The sequence below is a fragment of the Mycolicibacterium wolinskyi str. Jessa 2025 genome (assembly GCF_049241375.1).
GTDB classification, from domain to species: Bacteria; Actinomycetota; Actinomycetes; order Mycobacteriales; family Mycobacteriaceae; genus Mycobacterium; species Mycobacterium wolinskyi.
The window spans coordinates 1,766,300-1,784,622 of the sequence record NZ_CP185960.1; the positions used below are offsets into that span (position 1 = coordinate 1,766,300).

The 18,323-nt window shown below is 67.4% G+C and carries 18 protein-coding genes and 1 pseudogene; 13 read left to right on the plus strand and 6 right to left on the minus strand.

The genetic code is table 11. The features are described 5' to 3' along the window. Positions 1 to 138: 138 nt before the first annotated feature. From ACOI2T_RS08860 to ACOI2T_RS08875, 4 genes are read left to right on the plus strand one after another with little or no spacing between them, the layout of a single operon-like run. A complete protein-coding gene (locus ACOI2T_RS08860; protein ID WP_409503246.1) occupies positions 139 to 735 on the plus strand; it encodes an Rv1363c family protein in 597 nt (198 codons plus the stop codon). After that, positions 732 to 1,391 (plus strand): hypothetical protein, encoded by a 660-nt coding sequence (locus ACOI2T_RS08865; RefSeq protein WP_409503245.1) that lies wholly within the window; start codon positions 732 to 734, stop codon positions 1,389 to 1,391. The genes ACOI2T_RS08860 and ACOI2T_RS08865 overlap by 4 nt, the downstream gene beginning before the upstream one ends. Continuing rightward, entirely contained in the window at positions 1,388 to 2,299 is a 912-nt protein-coding gene (locus tag ACOI2T_RS08870; RefSeq protein WP_409503244.1) for an alpha/beta fold hydrolase, read from the plus strand. Before ACOI2T_RS08865 ends, ACOI2T_RS08870 begins: the two co-directional genes overlap by 4 nt. A 3-nt stretch (positions 2,300 to 2,302) precedes the next feature. Then, complete coding sequence (locus ACOI2T_RS08875; protein ID WP_409503243.1) at positions 2,303 to 3,556, plus strand: WS/DGAT domain-containing protein; 1,254 nt, start codon at positions 2,303 to 2,305, stop codon at positions 3,554 to 3,556. On the opposite strand, the gene ACOI2T_RS08880 is transcribed toward ACOI2T_RS08875, so the two are convergent. Then, the gene (locus ACOI2T_RS08880; protein WP_409503242.1) at positions 3,553 to 4,284 is read right to left on the minus strand and encodes a DUF899 family protein; all 732 of its coding nucleotides are present in this window, start codon (positions 4,282 to 4,284) and stop codon (positions 3,553 to 3,555) included. The genes ACOI2T_RS08875 and ACOI2T_RS08880 overlap by 4 nt on opposite strands. Before the next feature lie 119 nt (positions 4,285 to 4,403). Next, positions 4,404 to 5,006, minus strand: a complete 603-nt coding sequence (locus ACOI2T_RS08885) for a TetR/AcrR family transcriptional regulator (RefSeq protein ID WP_409503393.1) — start codon at positions 5,004 to 5,006, stop codon at positions 4,404 to 4,406. Positions 5,007 to 5,030: 24 nt separating this feature from the next. On the opposite strand from ACOI2T_RS08885, the gene ACOI2T_RS08890 reads away from it, so the two are divergent. Both ACOI2T_RS08890 and ACOI2T_RS08895 read left to right on the plus strand, forming a co-directional pair. Beyond that, on the plus strand, positions 5,031 to 5,795 hold the full coding sequence (locus tag ACOI2T_RS08890) for an SDR family NAD(P)-dependent oxidoreductase (RefSeq protein ID WP_409503241.1): 765 nt from the start codon (positions 5,031 to 5,033) through the stop codon (positions 5,793 to 5,795). A gap of 22 nt (positions 5,796 to 5,817) precedes the next feature. Next, entirely contained in the window at positions 5,818 to 6,330 is a 513-nt protein-coding gene (locus ACOI2T_RS08895) for a DoxX family protein (RefSeq protein ID WP_409503240.1), read from the plus strand. A gap of 73 nt (positions 6,331 to 6,403) precedes the next feature. On the opposite strand, the gene ACOI2T_RS08900 is transcribed toward ACOI2T_RS08895, so the two are convergent. From ACOI2T_RS08900 to ACOI2T_RS08910, 3 genes are read right to left on the minus strand one after another with little or no spacing between them, the layout of a single operon-like run. After that, complete coding sequence (locus ACOI2T_RS08900) at positions 6,404 to 7,891, minus strand: class I SAM-dependent methyltransferase (protein ID WP_409503239.1); 1,488 nt, start codon at positions 7,889 to 7,891, stop codon at positions 6,404 to 6,406. 23 nt (positions 7,892 to 7,914) lie between these two features. Then, the gene (locus ACOI2T_RS08905) at positions 7,915 to 8,808 is read right to left on the minus strand and encodes an NAD(+)/NADH kinase (protein WP_409503238.1); all 894 of its coding nucleotides are present in this window, start codon (positions 8,806 to 8,808) and stop codon (positions 7,915 to 7,917) included. Beyond that, positions 8,805 to 9,800: an SPFH domain-containing protein gene (locus ACOI2T_RS08910; protein WP_085143920.1), complete on the minus strand. Its 996-nt coding sequence runs from the start codon at positions 9,798 to 9,800 to the stop codon at positions 8,805 to 8,807. The genes ACOI2T_RS08905 and ACOI2T_RS08910 overlap by 4 nt, the downstream gene beginning before the upstream one ends. An 81-nt stretch (positions 9,801 to 9,881) precedes the next feature. On the opposite strand from ACOI2T_RS08910, the gene ACOI2T_RS08915 reads away from it, so the two are divergent. From ACOI2T_RS08915 to ACOI2T_RS08925, 3 genes are read left to right on the plus strand one after another with little or no spacing between them, the layout of a single operon-like run. Next, positions 9,882 to 10,604 (plus strand): NUDIX hydrolase, encoded by a 723-nt coding sequence (locus ACOI2T_RS08915; protein WP_409503237.1) that lies wholly within the window; start codon positions 9,882 to 9,884, stop codon positions 10,602 to 10,604. 22 nt (positions 10,605 to 10,626) lie between these two features. Then, positions 10,627 to 12,363, plus strand: a complete 1,737-nt coding sequence (locus ACOI2T_RS08920; RefSeq protein WP_409503236.1) for a DUF3556 domain-containing protein — start codon at positions 10,627 to 10,629, stop codon at positions 12,361 to 12,363. Further along, positions 12,344 to 12,730 carry a hypothetical protein gene (locus tag ACOI2T_RS08925; protein WP_409503235.1) on the plus strand — a complete coding sequence of 129 codons (387 nt, stop codon included), beginning with the start codon at positions 12,344 to 12,346 and terminating at the stop codon, positions 12,728 to 12,730. Before ACOI2T_RS08920 ends, ACOI2T_RS08925 begins: the two co-directional genes overlap by 20 nt. 31 nt (positions 12,731 to 12,761) lie before the next feature. Here ACOI2T_RS08925 and ACOI2T_RS08930 read toward each other — a convergent pair whose 3' ends face one another. Beyond that, entirely contained in the window at positions 12,762 to 13,553 is a 792-nt protein-coding gene (locus ACOI2T_RS08930; RefSeq protein WP_067850598.1) for a FadR/GntR family transcriptional regulator, read from the minus strand. 258 nt (positions 13,554 to 13,811) lie between these two features. Between ACOI2T_RS08930 and ACOI2T_RS08935 the strand changes: the two genes are divergently transcribed. From ACOI2T_RS08935 to ACOI2T_RS08950, 4 genes and pseudogenes are all read left to right on the plus strand, one after another. Then, a complete protein-coding gene (locus ACOI2T_RS08935) occupies positions 13,812 to 15,104 on the plus strand; it encodes an acetyl-CoA hydrolase/transferase family protein (protein ID WP_409503234.1) in 1,293 nt (430 codons plus the stop codon). Positions 15,105 to 15,205: 101 nt separating this feature from the next. Next, positions 15,206 to 16,351: a thiolase family protein gene (locus ACOI2T_RS08940; RefSeq protein WP_067850603.1), complete on the plus strand. Its 1,146-nt coding sequence runs from the start codon at positions 15,206 to 15,208 to the stop codon at positions 16,349 to 16,351. Next, a pseudogene (locus ACOI2T_RS08945) lies at positions 16,348 to 17,141 on the plus strand (crotonase/enoyl-CoA hydratase family protein). The gene ACOI2T_RS08940 and the pseudogene ACOI2T_RS08945 overlap by 4 nt, the downstream one beginning before the upstream one ends. 4 nt (positions 17,142 to 17,145) lie before the next feature. Next, positions 17,146 to 18,288 carry an acyl-CoA dehydrogenase family protein gene (locus tag ACOI2T_RS08950; RefSeq protein ID WP_409503233.1) on the plus strand — a complete coding sequence of 381 codons (1,143 nt, stop codon included), beginning with the start codon at positions 17,146 to 17,148 and terminating at the stop codon, positions 18,286 to 18,288. Positions 18,289 to 18,323 lie beyond the last annotated feature (35 nt).

Genomic DNA, 18,323 nt, shown 5'->3' on the forward strand with positions numbered 1-18,323 from the left:
GTGCCGAGAATGTGGGCAGGGGGACTTCGGAGGGCGGCGCGGGTGCCGCCGATGACGATGTGACGGGCGCCACGTACTTTGGATCGCACGCGTGTTTACAGCAGGCGTGTGTTTCGTAGTGCATCGAGGAGCAGATCTATGGCAGACGAGAGCCCCGACGACGAGTCGATCGAGTCGCCCGAAGACGAGGACACAGCGGATGAAACGGCTGGTGACGAGGCCGAAGCCGAGCCTGAGCCCGAGGCCCGGCCGATGTCGCGGATCAGGCTGGGCGCGCTGGTCGGTTCTGCCGTGGCCGTGGTGCTGGCCGGGCTGACGGGTTGGCTGGGGTACCTCGCGTACCAGTCGCAGAGTGCCGAGCGGCACCGCGACATGATGCTGGAGGCCGGCAGGCAGGCTGCGTTCAGTCTGACGAACGTCGGCTGGGAGACCGCCGACGCCGATGTCCAGCGGGTGCTCGACTCGGCCGGCGGCAAGTTCTACGACGACTTCGAGAAGCGCGCCGAGTCCTACCGCGAGGTCGTCAAACAGGTGAAGTCGAAATCGGAGGGCACGATCACCGGTTCGGCTCTCGAATCGATCTCCGATGGCCAGGCCAAGGTGCTCGTGTCGGTGACCGTGAAGTCGAGCAACGCGGGCGTGCCCGAACAGGCGCCGCAGTACTGGCGAATGGTGTTGACGGTCCAGGAGAACGAGGGCACGGCAAAGGTTTCCGAATTGGAGTTCGTGGAGTGAGCGGAAGGCACAGCCTCAAGGCGTTCGACAAGGCCGGCGCGAAGCCCGCCGAGGATCCGATCGAGGAGAAGCCGGTCGAGGATCCGGTCGAGGAAACCACGGAAGACGCACCCGAGGCCGAGCGCGTAGACGACGAGCCCGAACCGCCGGCCGAACCCGCGCGGCAGACGGCGTGGTCGCGGATCGTCGTCTTCGCGGTGCTACCTGCGCTCGCACTCGTGCTGGCGGCGGGATCTGCCTTCCTGAAATGGCAGATCGTGTCGGAGCGGGAAAGTGCCACCGCGCGAACCGAATCGGTCGAGGCGGCCAAGGACATCACGGTCCAGATGCTGTCGTATGAACCGGACACGGTCGAACAGCACCTCAATTCGGTGCTCGACCGGTTGACCGGTGAATTCCTCGGCACATACACCACGATGATCCGCACGACCATCATCCCCGGGGCGACCGCGCAACGTGTCACCGCACACGCCGAGGTGCCCGCGATAGGCTCGGTGACGGCGAGCCCGGATCGCGCCGAGGTGATGCTCTACCTCAACCAGTTCGTCGCCGTGGGCGACCAGCCGCCGCAGAAGACCCCGTCGACCGTACGGGCCACGATGGTGCGTGAGGATGGACGTTGGCTGATGTCTCAGTTCGAGCCGGTGAAGCCGTGACGGAGCCGCGTTGGCTCGACGTCACCGCGCCTGCGGTGCAATTACGCGCGCTGGTGTGGGGGCCCGATGACGGACCGGTTGCCTTGTGTCTGCACGGTTTTCCCGATACTGCGTACGGTTGGCGCAAGGTCGCCCCGGTACTTGCCGACGCGGGCTGGAAGGTGGTCGCACCGTTCCTGCGTGGGTACGTGCCGTCGTCGATCCCGACCGACGGCAGCTATCACGTCGGCGCGCTCATGGACGATGCGCTGCGCGTGCTGGAAGCATCCGGGCGCACCGGACGCGATGTACTCGTCGGGCATGACTGGGGTGCGATCGCCGCGTCGGGGCTCGCCGCCATGTCCGACAGCCCGTTCGGCAAGAGCGTGATCATGTCCGTGCCGCCTGCCGCGTCGTTTCGGCCGTTGGGCCGGGTGGCCGACAGCGGCAAGCTCGCCAAGCAGTTGCCCCGCCAGCTGCTGCGCAGTTGGTACATGGTGTATTTCCAATTGCCCTGGCTGCCAGAGCGTTCGGCGTCGTGGGTCGTCCCCCGGTTGTGGCGGCAGTGGTCACCGGGGTTCAACGCCGCAGAGGACATCCGCCACGTCGACGCCGCCATCGGCGCACCGGAGCGGTGGCGGGCCGCCATCGGCTATTACCGGGCCATGTTGCGCTGGACGACCCCGCCGGCCGCATACGCAAAACTGCACGAGCAGTGGTTGTCGCCGCCGGCATTGCCGACGCTGTATCTGCACGGCACCGACGATGGCTGCGCCGCACCCGATTACGCGCGCTGGGTGCAAGACGTCCTGCCCGACGGCAGCGCGGTCAGCATCGTCGAACGGGCCGGCCATTTCATGCAACTCGACCAGCCGGAAGTGGTCGCGGGCCGAATCCTCGACTTCATCGGCAGCCCCAAGGAGCAGTGACGCGTGCGCCGACTGGCGGCAGTCGACGCTCAGACCTGGTGGATGTCGGCGAAACTTCCCAGTGACCAGTTCCTGCTCTATGGCTTCGCCGGCTCGCCGGCCGATCTCGGCCGCGCGCTCACCGAGGTGCGCAACCGTGCCGAGGCGTGTCCGGAATTGGCGCTGCGGGTGCGCGACGAGTTCCGGCTGACCTATCCCGCCTGGATGCCCCGTCGGGTCGGTGACGACCAGTTCATCGTGCACAACCTCGATGCCCCCAGCTGGAACGACTGCCTCGACGCGGTCGCCGGGCTGGCCGATCACCAGCTCGATGCGACGAGCGCAACGTGGCGACTGCATGTATTCCCCAGTGTGCGTGGGATTCCCGGCGCTGACGCAGAAGGAACCGTGGCCGTGCTGCAGGTCGCACACGCCCTCGGCGACGGTATCCGGTCATCGGCGCTTGCCGCCTGGCTGTTAGGGCGTCCCGAACCGGTCCCGGCCGTGCCTGCGCAGCTGTTCGTCGGCGCCACGCTGCCGTGGCGGGCCGCTCAAGCCGCGCGCACGCACCGGCAATTGGTCGCCGACGAGAAATCCGGCGCGGTACCTCTGCAGGCCCCGTCGAGGCCCGCACGGCGCAGCAACTCCCGGCCCGCTGGAGCGCGTTGGGTGCGCACCATCGTGCGGCCACGCGCGCGGATACCGGGACCGACGGTGACGGTGGCGGTGCTGGCCGCGGTGTCCGTTGCGCTCGGCGATCATCTGCGGGCACTGGGGGAGGACGTTGTTGATCTCGGCGCCGAAGTGCCGATGGCCAAATCCGGGGTTCGGCACGCGCACAACCACTTCGGCAATGTCGGCATCGGGTTGTATTCCGAACTCGACCATGCCGACCGCGTCGCCCGCATCGCCCAGGACCTCGCGCAGCGGCGCACCCGTGCCCGGCATCCGGCGATGGCGGCCGCCAGTCGCGCGTTCGCGGCCACCCCGGCGCCGCTGCTGCGCTGGGGCGTCGCGCAATTCGATCCGACGCTGCGCTCCCCGGTGGTCACCGGCAACACCGTGGTCTCGAGCGTCAACCGCGGTGCGGCAGATCTGCGCTTCGGTGCTGCGCCGGTGGTGGTGACGGCGGGCTACCCGGCGTTGTCACCGATGATGGGCCTGACCCATGGCGTGCACGGCATCGGCGACACTCTCGCGATCAGTGTGCACGCGGCCGAGTCGGCGGTCGGTGACATCGATTCCTACGTCGAGCGATTGGAGCAGGCGCTCGGCTAGCCGGTGAGGTCATCCGATCGTCCGGCCGCCAGCCGCGACCACTGCGGTATCGGTCTGCCGTCGATCCGCGTGTTGCTGCCGTCGACCGGCCACGTCTGTGGCCAACCAGGCGGGGAGTCCTCCCACGGTTCCTGGCGTCCGTACACGGTGAGGTCCATGAGCGCATAGCTGTAGTCCATGGCCTCGACGCCACGGAGTGTGGTCCAGTACGTCTCGAAGACTCGGTCACCGTCACGCAGATAGCAGACGATGTGCATCATACCGGCGTGGCGGCCGACCAGGAGTGCGTCGAGCGACGGCAGCGCGGAGTACCACGGCACCTCCCAGCCCATGAACTCGCGGTATCGCGCGCTCTCGGGGTAGGGCCCCTGGGCGAAGACTGCGTAGGTGATGTCGCGGGAATGCAGGTATGAGAGTTCCGTTACTTGTGTGGTCACCCACGTGCAGCCCTCGCACTGCTCCGGTGCGGGATGCCCGGCGTGCCACATGAAGTAGTACGCCAGGAGTTGACGTCTGCCTTCGAACGCATTCAGCAGCGTGGTAGGCCCGTCGGGTCCGGTCAGCTCCAGTGTCGCGTCCACTTCGACCATGGGTAGCCGTCTGCGCGCGGCGGCTATGGCGTCGCCCTCCCGGACATGCGCCTTCTCCCGAACGCGCAGCGCGGTGATGCCGGCTTCGAACGCCGCGCGGTCGACGATCGGTGGCTGACTTGATGATTCGGCGTTCACGTGTCCTCCCACCCGGCGCGCCGGCCGATTCTTCAACAGTTTTGTTGAATGTTTGTTCGCCCAGCACACCATGCCATCACGCCCATAGTCAACATATTGGTTGAAGATTGAACGAACCGTCAGGATTTCCGTAGATTTCCGATACCGGTATCGAGCGCCGCCTCCAAGTAGCTCAGGTCGCCCGTGGCCAGCATGATTCCGACGCCGCCCTGGATACCGGCCAGCAACGCGGCGCCCACCCGGTCCGCGTCCACATCGCCGGCTACCTTGCCTTGTGCCTGCATCGACTGGATGCCTGCGGTGATCTCGTCATGCCATTGGCGCAGTAGGGCTTTGGTGACCGCTTGGGCGCCCGGCGTGGTGCGGCCGATCTCCGACATCAGCATGCTGAGCGGACAACTCTGGCCTTGCCGCCGGTAGCGGTCGACCACCGCGTCACGCCAGCGCTGCCACGCCGCCCACGACGTCAACTCACCCAGGTAGGGCTGTTGATCTTCGAGCACCATCTTCGCCTCGTGCTGGGCCACCGCGAGCAGAAGCTCGTCCTTGCCGTCCGGGAAGTAGTGGAACAGCTGGCTTTTGGAGGTCTGCGTGCGGGCCCGGATGTCGTCGAGCGTGGTCTCGGCCACGCCCAGGCTGCGAATCTCGGCCGCCGCGCCCTCGATGATGCGCCGCCGGGTGGCCTCGCCTTTGGCGGTGAATTTCTGGACTTGCAGGTCCATTTTCATGGCAGTACACCTGGACTCATGAGTCCAAACATTACGCGGCTTGCGGGCCACACCGCATTGATCACCGGGTCCACCGGAGGCCTTGGCGTCGCTGTCGCGGCGGCGTTGGCGGCCGAGGGTGCGTTCGTCGTCGTCAGTGGCCGTGACAAGGAGCGGGGCGACGCCGTCGTCGCCGATATTCGCGCCGCGGGCGGCCGGGCCGAATTCGTCGCCGCCGACCTCGGTGCCGGGGAGCCCGAGGTGCGCCGGCTGGCCGAGCAGGCGGTCGCGGCCGCGGGCGGGCAGCTCGACATCCTGGTCAACAACGCCGCGTTGTGGGCGATGCCGGAGCCGTCCGAGGAGATCTCCGAGCAGACCCTGCTGGCGTCCTACCGAACCAACGTCATCGCACCGTTCCTGCTCACCGGTGCGCTGGCGCCGGCGATGGCCGAGCGTGGCCACGGTGCCGTCGTCAACATCGGCTCGATCACCGGCCTCATCGGTGGTGACAAGTCGGCTCTGTACAACTCGACGAAGGCGGCCGTGCACTCGCTGACGAAGTCGTGGGCGGCCGAGTACGGCCCACGGGGTGTGCGGGTCAACGCGGTGGCTCCCGGCCCGACCGCCACCGAACGTGCCGCCGACGTGGCCGACGAGGTCGCCCCGGTTCTGGCTCGCATCCCGTCGCGGCGGATGAGCACGCCCGAGGAGGTCGCCGCTGCCGTGGTGTTCTTGGCCGGCGACGACGCCGCGAACATCCACGGCGTGATCCTCAGTGTGGACGGGGGCTGGGCAGCGACTTAACACATGGCCTAAATTCTGTTACATGGCTGCTGATGCTGCGATCCTGATTCTGCGGGTGGTCCTGGGGCTGACCATGGCCGCACACGGCTACAACAAGTTCTTCGGCGGTGGGCGGATCCCCGGCACCGCAGGCTGGTTCGAGAGCATCGGCATGAAGCCGGGCATGTTCCATGCCCGGGTGGCCGCCACCACCGAGATCACCGCTGGTCTGGGCCTGGCGCTCGGCCTGCTGACGCCCGTGCCCGCGGCGGGGTTCGTCGCGCTCATGCTGGTGGCGGCGTGGACCGTGCACCGTGCCAACGGCTTCTTCATCGTCAAGGAGGGCTGGGAGTACAACCTGATCCTGGCGGTGGCGGCGGTCGCGATCGCGGGCACCGGTGCGGGGCGCTACAGCCTCGATTACGTGTTGTTCGCGGGTACCGGCTTCTACGACTACCTGCACGGCTGGTGGGGCCTGGCGATCGCGGCAGTGCTGGGCCTGGCCGGCGGCATCGGCCAGTTGGCGATCTTCTTCCGCCCGCCGGTCAAGTCCTGACGCCCGGGCTCGCCGAGACTACGGTTTCTGACGAATTACGGGCGGTTTCCGTCACAAACCGTAGTCTCGTCGGCTAGTGAAGTGCAGTGGCCGCGAGCAAGACATGCGTGGCCGGCCAGTCCAGCCGGTTGCCGTCGTCGTCGCACAGTGCGGCGGCCGGATCGAAGACGTTTTGCACGAGCCAGTCGTTGCGCCACGCACCCGAGCGCGGGTCGACATGCAATCCCACCTCGCCGGCCAACGCCACCCAGTCCGCCCACGACAGTGCGCAGAACTGCTCGTGGGTCTCCGACAGCCAGTTGTCGACGTAGGAGAACCGCGTCAGGAACTCCATCGCATCGGCGAGGCGCAGCGCCACGGTGCGGTCGTCGACGACGTCGTAGTCGAACGGCACACCGGAGTTGCGCCGGAAGTCGTTGGCGAACTGCTCGAATCGGGCGGCCGGTGACAGCGGGGTCAGATAACCGGGCACATCGTCGAACGTTGTCAGATCGACCGCGGCGTGATCGAGGCCGGGTTGGTGAAAGACCAAGCGCACCGGTCGATCCGGATCGTCCGGACCGCACACGTCGGAGTTGATCCACACCCCGCCGGGCGCGGTGTGCTTGGCGATGGTCTCGGCGAATGTGCGCAGCGACGCCATCCCGTCGCCGTAGCTGTAGATCTCGTGCGTCAGCGCGAACGTGAGCGTGGTGTCGATGCTGGCGTCGCCGAAGACCGGGCCGGCCAAGATATTGCGTTGGTAGAAAAAGGTGTTCGGGTTGGCGAAGACGCCCTGAGATTTGCGGTGCTGGCACTCCTCGAACAGGTGCCGCGCCACCTCGATGCCGTACAGATCGGATTCGCGTAACTCGGCGTCGGCCGCGATGAGTTCGAGCATGCCGCCTGCCGCGCAGCCGATGTCGACGATCCGGCCCGCCCGCACGTAGGGCCGGGCCTGCGCCCACTTGCGTTCGGCCGCCGCGTCGAATGCCGCGCTGTAGGAACGGTAGTCGCGGGTCTCGGTCAGCGATCCCTCTGAACTGACGATCGGGTCCGCACTGATCGCGGCGATGTGGTCGGCCAGGCCATAACGGTCGAACACGTCCAACGTGGCGGGATGGGCCTCGTCGCGCCACACGCCGCCGGTCGCGACCCGCTCCAGAAGCTGCCACGGATACGGCGGGCTGTCGGGATGATCGCGCTCCACCGGTGCGATCGAAAAGCCCAGCCGCGCATACAGTTCGGCGACCGCCGGCGTTGAGCAGGCCACCACGGTGTCGGTCGGTTCGGGTTCGATCCCGGTCGCGTGGGCGATGGCCTTGAGCGTGATCTCGGCGAACCGGTCGTCGGGCGCGACGTCGACGATCGGTACGACGAGCGAGCGGATGCCCTCGATGTGGGAGAACAGTTCGATCGCGGCTTCGCGGCGGTTCGCCGGCACCGGATTGCGGCGGGTGTTCTGGTGATTGGCACTGGTGACGGCCCAGATCACGGTCGCGTCTGGCGCGAGCTCGGCCAGGTACCGAGCCTGGAACCGGGTCAGGACATGATGACGGCCGGGGAACACGACGTAGCGCACCGGCCCATCGTGCCTTGTGGCGATCAGGAGTGCACGAGCCGCAGCCGCTGCTCGGCCACGCGCACCGAAACCCGTTGGCCCCACGACAGCGTGAGCGTGTCGGATTCGATTCCGTCTCCGAACGCCACCAACCGGTCCGATTCCACGTCGACCGTCAGTTCGGCGGCGATGAGTTCGCCTTCGACCAGCCCCGTGCCCGTCGCCGGAGAGGGCCAGGCCTCGCGGACGAACCACGCCAGCCGGGGCTCGGCGGGCTCCGGCAGGACGACGTCGCTGCGCCTGGCCTGCCACACCGAGCGGCACCACCCGGTGGCGCCGGTGCCCGTGGAGACGATCAGCCCCGACGACGCCTGTCGCTCGGCCCGGCCGTCGGGCAACCCGAGCCGGTAGCGCGCGGTCTGATGGCTTGCGTGGCCGACGAAGATCTCGTTGACCGCGAGCAGACGCTGACCGTCGTCGGTGGCGGCTTGCACCATGGTGCGCAGTTCGACGTTCGCGCCCTCGTGCACCGCGGCCCGCATCAGCGGGCCGGCCGACTCCGGCGTGTGCGGCACCAGAACCCCGGCGTTGCGGTCCGGCTCGGGGTTGACGCCGATGACGGGCTGGCCGTCGAGGTACTTCGCGACGTTGGCCACCAGGCCGTCCTGCCCGACGACGACCACGATGTCGCCGGGCTCGAACAGGAACCGCGAGAGATCCGCGCGCTCGACCCGGCCACGTCGCCAGTCCGCCGGGATGGCGGCGGCGACGGTGGCCAGGGCCGATTGATTGCGGCTGTGCCGTGTTTCGAGTTCGTGGATGCTGCGGCCGCGGGTGGACAGGAAGAACGCGGCCTGGCCGTGCGTGCCGTGCCGGGCGAGGGCATCGTCGAGTTCGGTGCGGCGGTGCACGAGCACCACGCGCGGCGGCAGCGTCATGACGCACCGAGCCGGGTCAGAACCGGTGCCAGCAGATCCGGCGTCAGCACCAGGTGCTCGATCTTGGGCAGATTGGCGGCCAGTTCTTTGACCGCCAGACCCAGCATCGTGGCATCGCTGAGATCCCGGTACGCCGCGAGCCGGGCCGTCTCCGCCGCCGCTTCCGCCTCGCCCACCAGCCGGGCGGCTTGTGCCTTGGCTTCGGCCAGGGCCACCTCGCGCTTGGCTTTCGCCTCGGTGGCGATCGCGTCGGAGGCCCACGCCTCCTGCGTCTTGAGCCGGTCGTTGGCGCCGTTCTGCGCGACGAGCTCCTCCTCGCGGCGGGCCAGCTCGATCTTGGTCTGCAGCTCGTTCTCGCCGATGGCGCGTTCTCGTTCCACCGCCAGCGCGCGCCGCTCGAACGTGGCCTTGTCGGCCTCTTGCTGCACCTGCTCCCGCGTCGGGGTCTGGAGCGCGCGTTCGACCTCGGGCTCCGGGCGGATCGCCACGACCCGAACCCCGATCACGGTGATACCGGTCTCGGCGAGCCGGGTGTCGGCGGCCAGCCCGTCGACCATGCGCTTGCGCACCGCGCTGATGCCGTCGACCAGCGCCGAAGTCAGCGTCGTCCGGGCGAGTAGGTCGAGGCCGTGCTGCTGCGCGGATTCCGTCAGCAACCCGGCCACCTGTTCCAGCGGAGCCGCTCGCCAGGCACCCGTCTCGGTGTCGATCGAGAAGTCGATGCGCTGGGCGGCCAGCGTGGGATCGACGATGCGGTAGGTGACGGTCGCCTGTACCGCGACATCTTGGAAATCGGCAGTCCTGGCATGGAACAGCACGGGCAATTCCCGGTCGTCCATGGGGATTTCGGACATCGCCGCCGTGAGCGGGCGGAACCAGAACGCCAGGCCCGGCCCGTCCTGCACGAGCTTGCCGCGGCGCAGTGCCCGAATGTGGGCGGTGGGTTCCACGCGCAGGTGACGTACGAGCGGATAGCGGGTGATTACGGCCATTGTGGCCACCTCCTTGTTTTCGTCAGATTGACGATAAGCCCGTGTCTGGCTTTTCGTCAACATGACGATTAGCGTGGCTGTGTGTCGTACGACCCGGGGAGCTATCCGTCCGTCGCCGTCACCGTCGACCTGGTGGCGCTGACGATCCGCGACGATGAGTTGTGTGCGCTCGTGATCCGGCGAGGGGAGGCGCCCTACGCGGGCCAATGGGCATTGCCGGGCGGGTTCGTCCGGCCGGACGAAGATCTGGACCAGGCGGCGACGCGCGAACTCGTCGAGGAGACCGGCCTGGTCGCCGAGCGCCTGCATCTCGAGCAACTGGCGAGCTATGGTGCACCGCAACGCGATCCACGTATGCGGGTGATCACGGTGGCCTATCTCGGGCTCGCGCCCGACCTGCCGCTGCCCACGGCGGGCGGCGACGCCGCCGGTGCGCGGTGGGCGCCGGTGGCCGACCTGTCGCCCGGGCGGCTGGCGTTCGACCACGATCGAATCCTGGCCGACGGCATCGAGCGAGCCCGCGCCAAGATCGAATACACGCCGCTGGCGACGACCTTCTGCCCCGACGAATTCACCGTCGCCGAACTACGCCGCGTCTACGAGATCGTCTGGGGCACAACACTGGACAGCCGGAACTTCCACCGCAAGGTCACCGGGGCCGACGGATTCCTGGTGCCGACCGGCCACACCACCACCCGCGACGGCGGCCGCCCGGCCCAGCTCTACCGGCGTGGCGGCCTGCGATTGCTGCATCCGCCGATGATGCGCGCGGCCGACATGCCAGAACGACTTCCCCGAGACTAGAACACGTTCTAATCTGACCGGCATGGGGTTTCTCAAGCAGGACGCGCCCGTCGTCGATTTCGAGGAGTGGAGCAAGGGCACGCGCGCCGAGAAGATCCGTCCGATGGCCCGGCACTGGGCCGAGGTCGGCTTCGGCACACCCGTGGTGCTGCACCTGTTCTATGTCGTCAAGATCCTGGGCTACATCCTCGCGGCGTGGCTCGTGGTCCTGACGACGGACGGCATCGACGGATTCACCGACGTCGCGCACTGGTACACCGAGCCGATCGTCTTCCAGAAGGTCGTGCTGTTCACGATGCTCTTCGAGGTCGTCGGGCTGGGCTGTGGTTTCGGGCCGCTCAACAACCGCTTCTTCCCGCCGATGGGCTCGATCCTGTACTGGCTGCGGCCGGGAACCATCCGGCTGCCGCCGTGGCCCGACCGGGTTCCGCTGACCAAGGGGGATACGCGCACCCCGTTCGACGCCGCGCTGTACGGGGCGTTGCTGGTGGTTTTGGTGATCGCCATCTTCTCCGACGGCACCGGCCCCGTCCCCGCACTCGGCTCCGAAGTCGGCGTGCTGCCGATGTGGCAGATCTGGGCGGTGCTCGGCCTGCTCGCCGTGCTCGGTCTGCGGGACAAGGTGATCTTCCTGGCGGCCCGCGGTGAGGTGTACGGGTCGTTCACCGTGGCTTTCCTGTTCGCGGGCGTGGACATGATCATCGCCGCCAAGCTCGTGTGCCTGGTCATCTGGATCGGTGCGGCGACCTCCAAGCTCAACAAGCACTTCCCGTTCGTCATCTCGACGATGATGAGCAACAACCCGGTGTTCCGGCCCCGCTGGATCAAGCGGAAGTTCTTCGAGCACTTCCCCGACGACCTGCGGCCGGGGCGGGCATCGCGGTTCCTGGCGCACTTCTCGACCGTGATCGAAGGGCTCGTGCCGCTCGTCCTGTTCTTCTCGCACGGCGGCTGGGCGACCGCGATCGCCGCGTTCGTCATGCTGTGCTTCCACTTCGGGATCCTGTCGTCGATCCCGATGGGTGTGCCGCTGGAGTGGAACGTCTTCATGATGTTCTCGGTGCTGACGTTGTTCGTCGGCCACGCTGGCATCGGGCTCGGCGACCTGCAGAGCCCCTGGCCCATCGTCCTGTTCGTGGTGGTCGCGGGCACCGTGGCGATCGGAAACCTGTTCCCGCGCAAGGTTTCCTTCCTGCCTGGGATGCGGTACTACGCCGGCAATTGGGACACCTCACTGTGGTGCGTCAAGCCGTCGGCCGCCGAGAAGATCGAGAACGGGATCGTCGCGATCGCCAGCATGCCGGCGGCCCAGATGGAGCGGTACTACGGCAGCCCGGAGACCGCGCAGATGTACCTGTACATGGGATATGCGTTCCGCTCCTTCAACACTCACGGCCGCGCCCTGTTCACCCTCGCGCACCGGGCAATGGCAGGCCAGAACGAGGACGACTACACGCTCACGGACGGCGAACGCATCGTGTCCACCGCGATCGGCTGGAATTTCGGCGACGGCCACATGAGCAACGAGCAACTCGTGGCGGCGCTGCAGAAGCGGTGTGGATTCGAGCCGGGGGAGGTGCGGATCGTGATGCTCGACGCCCAGCCGATCCATCGCCAGACCCAGCAGTACCGGCTCGTGGACGCCGCGACCGGCGAATTCGAGCGCGGCTACGTCAACGTCGCCGATATGGTCACGCGGCAGCCGTGGGACGACACTGTGCCCGTGCACGTCGAACGAGATGACCACGCCACCGCCTGACCCGGTCGCGGTGTGGATCGACGAGTCCGGGCGGCTGACAAGCGATCTGGGCAGTGTCGACACCCGTTGCACTGCCACCATCCGCGCGGGCCACTGCCCGCAACGCCGGCAGTGCGTGCTGCTCCATCGGGCACCAGGGCCCCGGCTGCTGTTCGGTGAGCTGATGCCCGACCTCGACGACGAGGCCGGCATCTACCTGGAAACACACGCCAAACACCTTGCGGCCGACCTCATCTCGATCACCGTCGATCACGTCGGTCCGGACGGGCCGCCGGGCAGCTGGCGCTACCGGCTACTGCCGATGCGTTGGAAGACCGCCAACGGTTGGCGCGACACCGACGCACGGCTCGCGATATGGCCGGACTAACCCATCTGGTCGGGGCTGATCCGCAAGCTACTCAGCCCATCACATCCCGCACCTTCACCGTCTCAATCCCCTGCAACAGCAGATCGCGAGCGGTGTCGAGGTGCTTGCGCCAGTGCGCTTCGGCGGCGTCGCCGTCGCCGGAGCGCACGATCTGGATGAGCTTGCGGTAGGACCGCATGAGCTTCTCGTAGTCCGCCTTGGACACCGGGCGTCGTTCCTTGAACAGAAACGCGGTGTGACGCACGGTGATCTCGTACAGCATGCCGGCGATGATGCCGAGGGTGGCGTTGCCCGACAATTCGACGACGCGGCGGTGAAAATCGCCGGTGGTCTCGGCCAGCCGATCGGACTGCCAGTCGGCCGGGATGTGTTCCTCCAACATCCGGTCGAGCTCGGCGAACGCCTCTTCGGTGCCGTTCTCGGCCAGCAGCCGGGCGGCCATCGGCTCGATCGCCGCGCGGGCCACCATGAGGTCGGCGATGTCGGCGCCCGACAGCTCGAGCAGCAAGCCGGCCGGGCGGGCGACGATTTCCGGGCCGGGTACCCGAACGCGGGCGCCCGTGCGCGAGCCGCGCCGGACCTCGACCAGACGCTCCGACTCGAGCACGCGCACGGCCTCACGCAGGGTCGGGCGGCTCACGCCGAAGTGGCTCATCAGCTCGGCTTCGTTGGGCAGGAAGTCGCCGTCCTTGAGCTGTCCTTCGACGACCATGCGCCGTAAGGTGCCCGCGACGAGTTCGGCGGTCTTGGGTGACCGGACGGCGGCCCGGGACGCGACAGCGTCCGGCCCGATCATCGGGGCCAAGGGTGTACTGCGAGCCACTGCACCTCCTTGTCGGTCGTCTTCGCTGCAGCTCAGCTGTGCAACTCAGTAAACCATGTGCGGCGGGTGCGGCTGGATGGAACGGTATGGCCGGGCGGAAACCGGCAGGCGCCCGAGGCGTTGCCGGCGACGGCCACCCTTGCTGGCCACAGTACGTTGCTGGGCTGCAGCGGCGCGTGCGTAACAGCAACGCCAACGGCGGAGAAACTACTCCGCAAATTCGCTCACGTCGCATGCGGGCATGGCAGGGTGTCGGCCATGCCACAGGAGTTGACCCCCGAAGAGGCCGCCATGCGGCTGGAGTCCACCGACACGCTGGGCATACCGCTCGGCCCCGGTCAACCGCCCGCCTTCCTGCGCGCGCTCGGAACGCGCACGGATTGGACGGACTTGCGGGTCTACGGCGCGCTGCTGGCGGTGGGCACAGAGCTGTTCTCCCGCAAGGGTGTTCACTATCTGTCCGGTTTCTATGGCCCGCTGGAGCGGGCACTGTGCGACAGCGGTGCCGACATCGAGTTCACCCCAGCGGATTTCCGTCGTTTCGGTCCGTTGTTGCAACAGCGGTCGCCGCGGGTCATGACGACGGTGGCCACGCCGCCCGATGCCGACGGGTGGTGCTCGTTGTCGCTGCACGCCGGTGGCACGGTCGACGAATTGCGCCGTGCCGGAGCCGATCCCGAGCGGATGCTGGTCGTCGAGGTGTCCGACGGCTACCCCAGGACTTACGGATTCGGTGAGCAGCACCGCCATGCGCTGCACGTCGACGAGATCGACGTCATGGTGCACTCGACCGACGCGCCGCTGGCCTTGCCCGGACCCCCGCCGACCGACGACGACAAGGCCATCGCGCGCCACGCCGTCGGGTTCATCCACTCCGGTGCCACCCTGCAGACGGGTATCGGCTCGATTCCGAGCCAGATCGCCACGCTCTTGGCCGAAGGCGACGGCGGCGACTACGGGCTGCACAGCGAGATGTTCACCGACGGGTGCATGCAGCTGCACCGCGCGGGCAAGGTCAGCAACTCCGCGAAGGGACAGTACGACGGCGTGAGCGTCACGACGTTCGCGTTGGGCTCGCCGGAGCTCTACGAATGGCTCGACGGCAACAAGTCCGTCGCGTTTCTGCCCGTGGAGATCGTGAACGCGCCGGAGGTGATCGGCGCCAACCACAACATGATGTCGATCAACGGTGCGCTCGCGGTGGACATCCAGGGCCAGGTGGTGGCGGACACGATCGACGGCAAGCAGTTCAGCGGTATCGGTGGCGCCGAGGACTTCGTCGCGGGCACCGGACTCGAGCTGTCGGATCGGTCGCTGATCTGCCTGCCGTCGACGTTTTCAAAGGACGGCGTCCTGCGCTCGCGGATCGTGACGCAGTTCGGGCCGGGGGCGGTCATCACGACGCCTCGCCACCACGTCGACGTCATCGTCACCGAGTACGGCGCCGCCGAGCTGGAAGGCCTGTCGGTGCGGGAGCGCGGACATGCGCTGGCGGCCATCGCGCATCCCGATTTCCGCGACGAACTCGCCGCGGCGGCGGACGGCGCGTAGGCGCACATTCCGCGAGCTCAAGCTCTACCAACCAGTAGGTTGACCTAGTAAACCATGTTCGTTTACGTTGGGCGTGAAGCCGATCCAATGAAGGAGAAGTCATGGCTGAAGCCGTCATCGTCGAGGCCGTCCGATCACCCGTTGGCAAGCGCAATGGCGGCTTGTCGGGTGTCCACCCCGCCGAGCTCTCCGCGCAGGTGCTCAATGGTCTGGTGAGCCGAGCCGGGGTCGATCCGGCGCTCGTCGACGACGTCATCTGGGGTTGCGTGATGCAGGCCGGCGAGCAGGCGCTCGACATCGGCCGCACCGCGGTGCTGACCGCCGGGTGGCCCGAGTCCGTCCCCGGCGTGACCGTCGACCGCCAGTGCGGATCGAGCCAGCAGTCGGTGCACTTCGCCGCGGCGGGCGTGGTCGCAGGCCACTATGACATCGTGGTCGCCGGTGGCGTCGAGTCGATGTCGCGCACCCCGATGGGCGCGTCGCTCGCCAACGGCGGGCATCCCTACCCCGAAGCGTTCCAGGGCCGCTACAGCCAGACCCCGAACCAGGGCATCGGTGCCGAGATGATCGCCGAGCAGTGGGGCTTCGACCGTGCCACGCTCGACCAGTTCTCCCTCGACTCGCACGAAAAGGCCGCCGCGGCACAGGATTCCGGCGCATTCGATGACCAGATCGTGGCGATCAAGGACCAGGACGGCAATCCCGTGCTGAAGGACGAGGGCATCCGCCGCGGCACGACGCTGGAGAAGATGGGCCAGCTCAAGCCGGCGTTCAAGGAGGACGGCGTGATTCACGCCGGTAACTCCAGCCAGATCTCCGACGGCTCGGCCGCGCTGCTGTTCATGTCGGCCGAGAAGGCCAAGGAACTCGGCCTCAAGCCGCTGGCCCGCGTGCACACTGCGGTCCTGGCCGGCGCCGACCCGGTGATCATGCTGACCGCGCCCATCCCGGCGACGCAGAAGGCACTCAAGAAGTCGGGGCTGAGCATCGATCAGATCGGCGCCTTCGAGGTCAACGAGGCGTTCGCGCCCGTTCCGATGGCCTGGCTCAAGGACATCGGTGCCGACGAAAAGAAGCTCAACCCCAACGGCGGTGCGATCGCCCTGGGCCACCCGCTCGGCGGATCCGGTGCGCGCATCATGACCACGCTGCTGTACCACATGCGCGACAACGGAATTCAGTACGGCCTGCAGACCATGTGTGAGGGTGGCGGCCAGGCCAACGCGACTATCCTGGAGTTGTTGTGACCGAATCTCAGCCCGGCGCCATCGTCGAGCGCAATGGCAACGTCCTCATCATCACGATCAACCGGCCTGAGGCACGCAACGCCGTCAACTCGTCGGTGAGCATCGCCGTCGGCGACGCGCTGGCGGACGCTCAGAACGTCCAGAGGTGCGCGCGGTGATCCTCACCGGTGCGGGCGACAAGTCGTTCTGCGCGGGTGCCGATCTCAAAGCCATTTCCCGTGGCGAGAACCTTTTCCACCCCGACCACCCGGAGTACGGATTCGCCGGCTACGTCAGCCACTTCATCGACAAACCGACGATCGCCGCGGTCAACGGCACCGCACTGGGCGGTGGCACCGAGCTGGCCCTGGCCAGTGACCTCGTGGTGGCCGAGGAACGCGCGAAATTCGGCCTGCCAGAGGTCAAACGGGGGTTGATCGCGGGTGCGGGCGGGGTGTTCCGCATCGCCGAACAACTGCCCCGCAAGGTCGCGATGGAGTTGCTGTTCACCGGTGAGCCGATCACCGCGGCCGACGCGTTGCGGTGGGGCCTGATCAACCAGGTGGTGCCCGACGGCACCGTGCTGGACGCGGCACTCAAACTGGCCGAACGGATCACGGGCAACGCACCGCTGGCCGTCCAGGCCAGCAAGCGCGTCGCATACGGCGCCGAAGACGGCGGCGTGCCCGGCGATCAGCCGGGCTGGAAGCGCACCAACCGCGAGTTCGCGACCCTGCTGCAGACCGAAGATGCCAAAGAAGGACCGTTGGCGTTCGCCGAGAAGCGTCAGCCTGTTTGGAAGGCGAAGTGACACCGTGAAGCGACAGATCTACACCGCCGAACACGAGGCGTTCCGCGAGACCGTCAAGGAATACATCGAGCGCGAGCTCGTCCCGCACTCCGAGAAGTGGGAAGCCGAGCGCATCGTCGACCGGTCGGCCTACACCGCCGCGGGCAAGTACGGCGTGATCGGTTTCAACATGCCCGAGGAGTTCGGGGGCGGCGGCTCAGATGACTTCCGCTTCAACGCGATCATCGACGAGGAGATGGCGAAATCGGGCGTGCACGGCCCGGCGCTGAGCCTGCACAACGACGTCGTCGGCCCGTACTTCAAAGAACTGGCCAACGACGAGCAGAAGAAGCGGTGGCTGCCCGGCATCGCCAGCGGCGAGCTGATCATCGCGATCGCGATGACCGAGCCGGGCGCGGGCAGTGACCTGGCGGGCATCCGGACCTCGGCGGTGCGCGACGGTGACGACTGGATTGTCAACGGCTCCAAGACATTCATCTCCTCGGGCATCAACTGCGATCTGTGCGTCGTGGTCGCCCGCACCGATCCGGAAGCCGGGCACAAGGGATTCACGCTGCTGGTCGTCGAGCGCGGTATGGAGGGCTTCAGCCGCGGACGCAAGCTCGACAAGATGGGCCTGCACAGCCAGGACACCTCCGAGTTGCACTTCGAGAACGTGCGCGTGCCGAACGCCAACGTGCTCGGCAAGGAGGGCCGCGGCTTCTACCACCTGATGACCAACCTGCCCTCGGAGCGGCTCTCGATCGCCATCTCGGCCGTCGCGGGCGCGCGGGCGGTATGGCAGGAGACGCTGCAATATGCCAAGGACCGCAAGGCTTTTGGTCAGCCGATCGGCAGCTTCCAGCACAACCGGTTCCTGCTCGCCGAGATGGAGACCGAGCTTGAGGTCACCGAGACCTACATCGACCGCTGCCTGCAGGCCGTCGTCGACGGCGAGTTGACCGCGGTCGAGGCGGCCAAGGCCAAGTGGTGGGCGACCGAGGTGGCCAAGAAGGTCGTCGACAACTGCGTGCAGTTGCACGGCGGATACGGCTACATGATGGAGTACCGCGTCGCGCGGGCCTACGTCGACGGGCGCATCCAGACGATCTTCGGTGGCACCACCGAGATCATGAAGGAGATCATCGGCCGCGACCTGGGCCTATAGCCGGCTCGCCAGCGTGGCCTATAGCCGGCCCAAAC

Coding starts and splice junctions, on each gene's coding strand:
- ACOI2T_RS08920 (WP_409503236.1), top strand. CDS start 10,627: ATGGGGTTTCTCAAGCAGGACGCGCCCGTCGTCGATTTCGAGGAGTGG.
- ACOI2T_RS08890 (WP_409503241.1), top strand. CDS start 5,031: ATGAGTCCAAACATTACGCGGCTTGCGGGCCACACCGCATTGATCACC.
- ACOI2T_RS08895 (WP_409503240.1), top strand. CDS start 5,818: ATGGCTGCTGATGCTGCGATCCTGATTCTGCGGGTGGTCCTGGGGCTG.
- ACOI2T_RS08910 (WP_085143920.1), bottom strand. CDS start 9,800: ATGGCCGTAATCACCCGCTATCCGCTCGTACGTCACCTGCGCGTGGAA.
- ACOI2T_RS08905 (WP_409503238.1), bottom strand. CDS start 8,808: ATGACGCTGCCGCCGCGCGTGGTGCTCGTGCACCGCCGCACCGAACTC.
- ACOI2T_RS08925 (WP_409503235.1), top strand. CDS start 12,344: ATGACCACGCCACCGCCTGACCCGGTCGCGGTGTGGATCGACGAGTCC.
- ACOI2T_RS08860 (WP_409503246.1), top strand. CDS start 139: ATGGCAGACGAGAGCCCCGACGACGAGTCGATCGAGTCGCCCGAAGAC.
- ACOI2T_RS08885 (WP_409503393.1), bottom strand. CDS start 5,006: ATGGACCTGCAAGTCCAGAAATTCACCGCCAAAGGCGAGGCCACCCGG.
- ACOI2T_RS08940 (WP_067850603.1), top strand. CDS start 15,206: ATGGCTGAAGCCGTCATCGTCGAGGCCGTCCGATCACCCGTTGGCAAG.
- ACOI2T_RS08935 (WP_409503234.1), top strand. CDS start 13,812: ATGCCACAGGAGTTGACCCCCGAAGAGGCCGCCATGCGGCTGGAGTCC.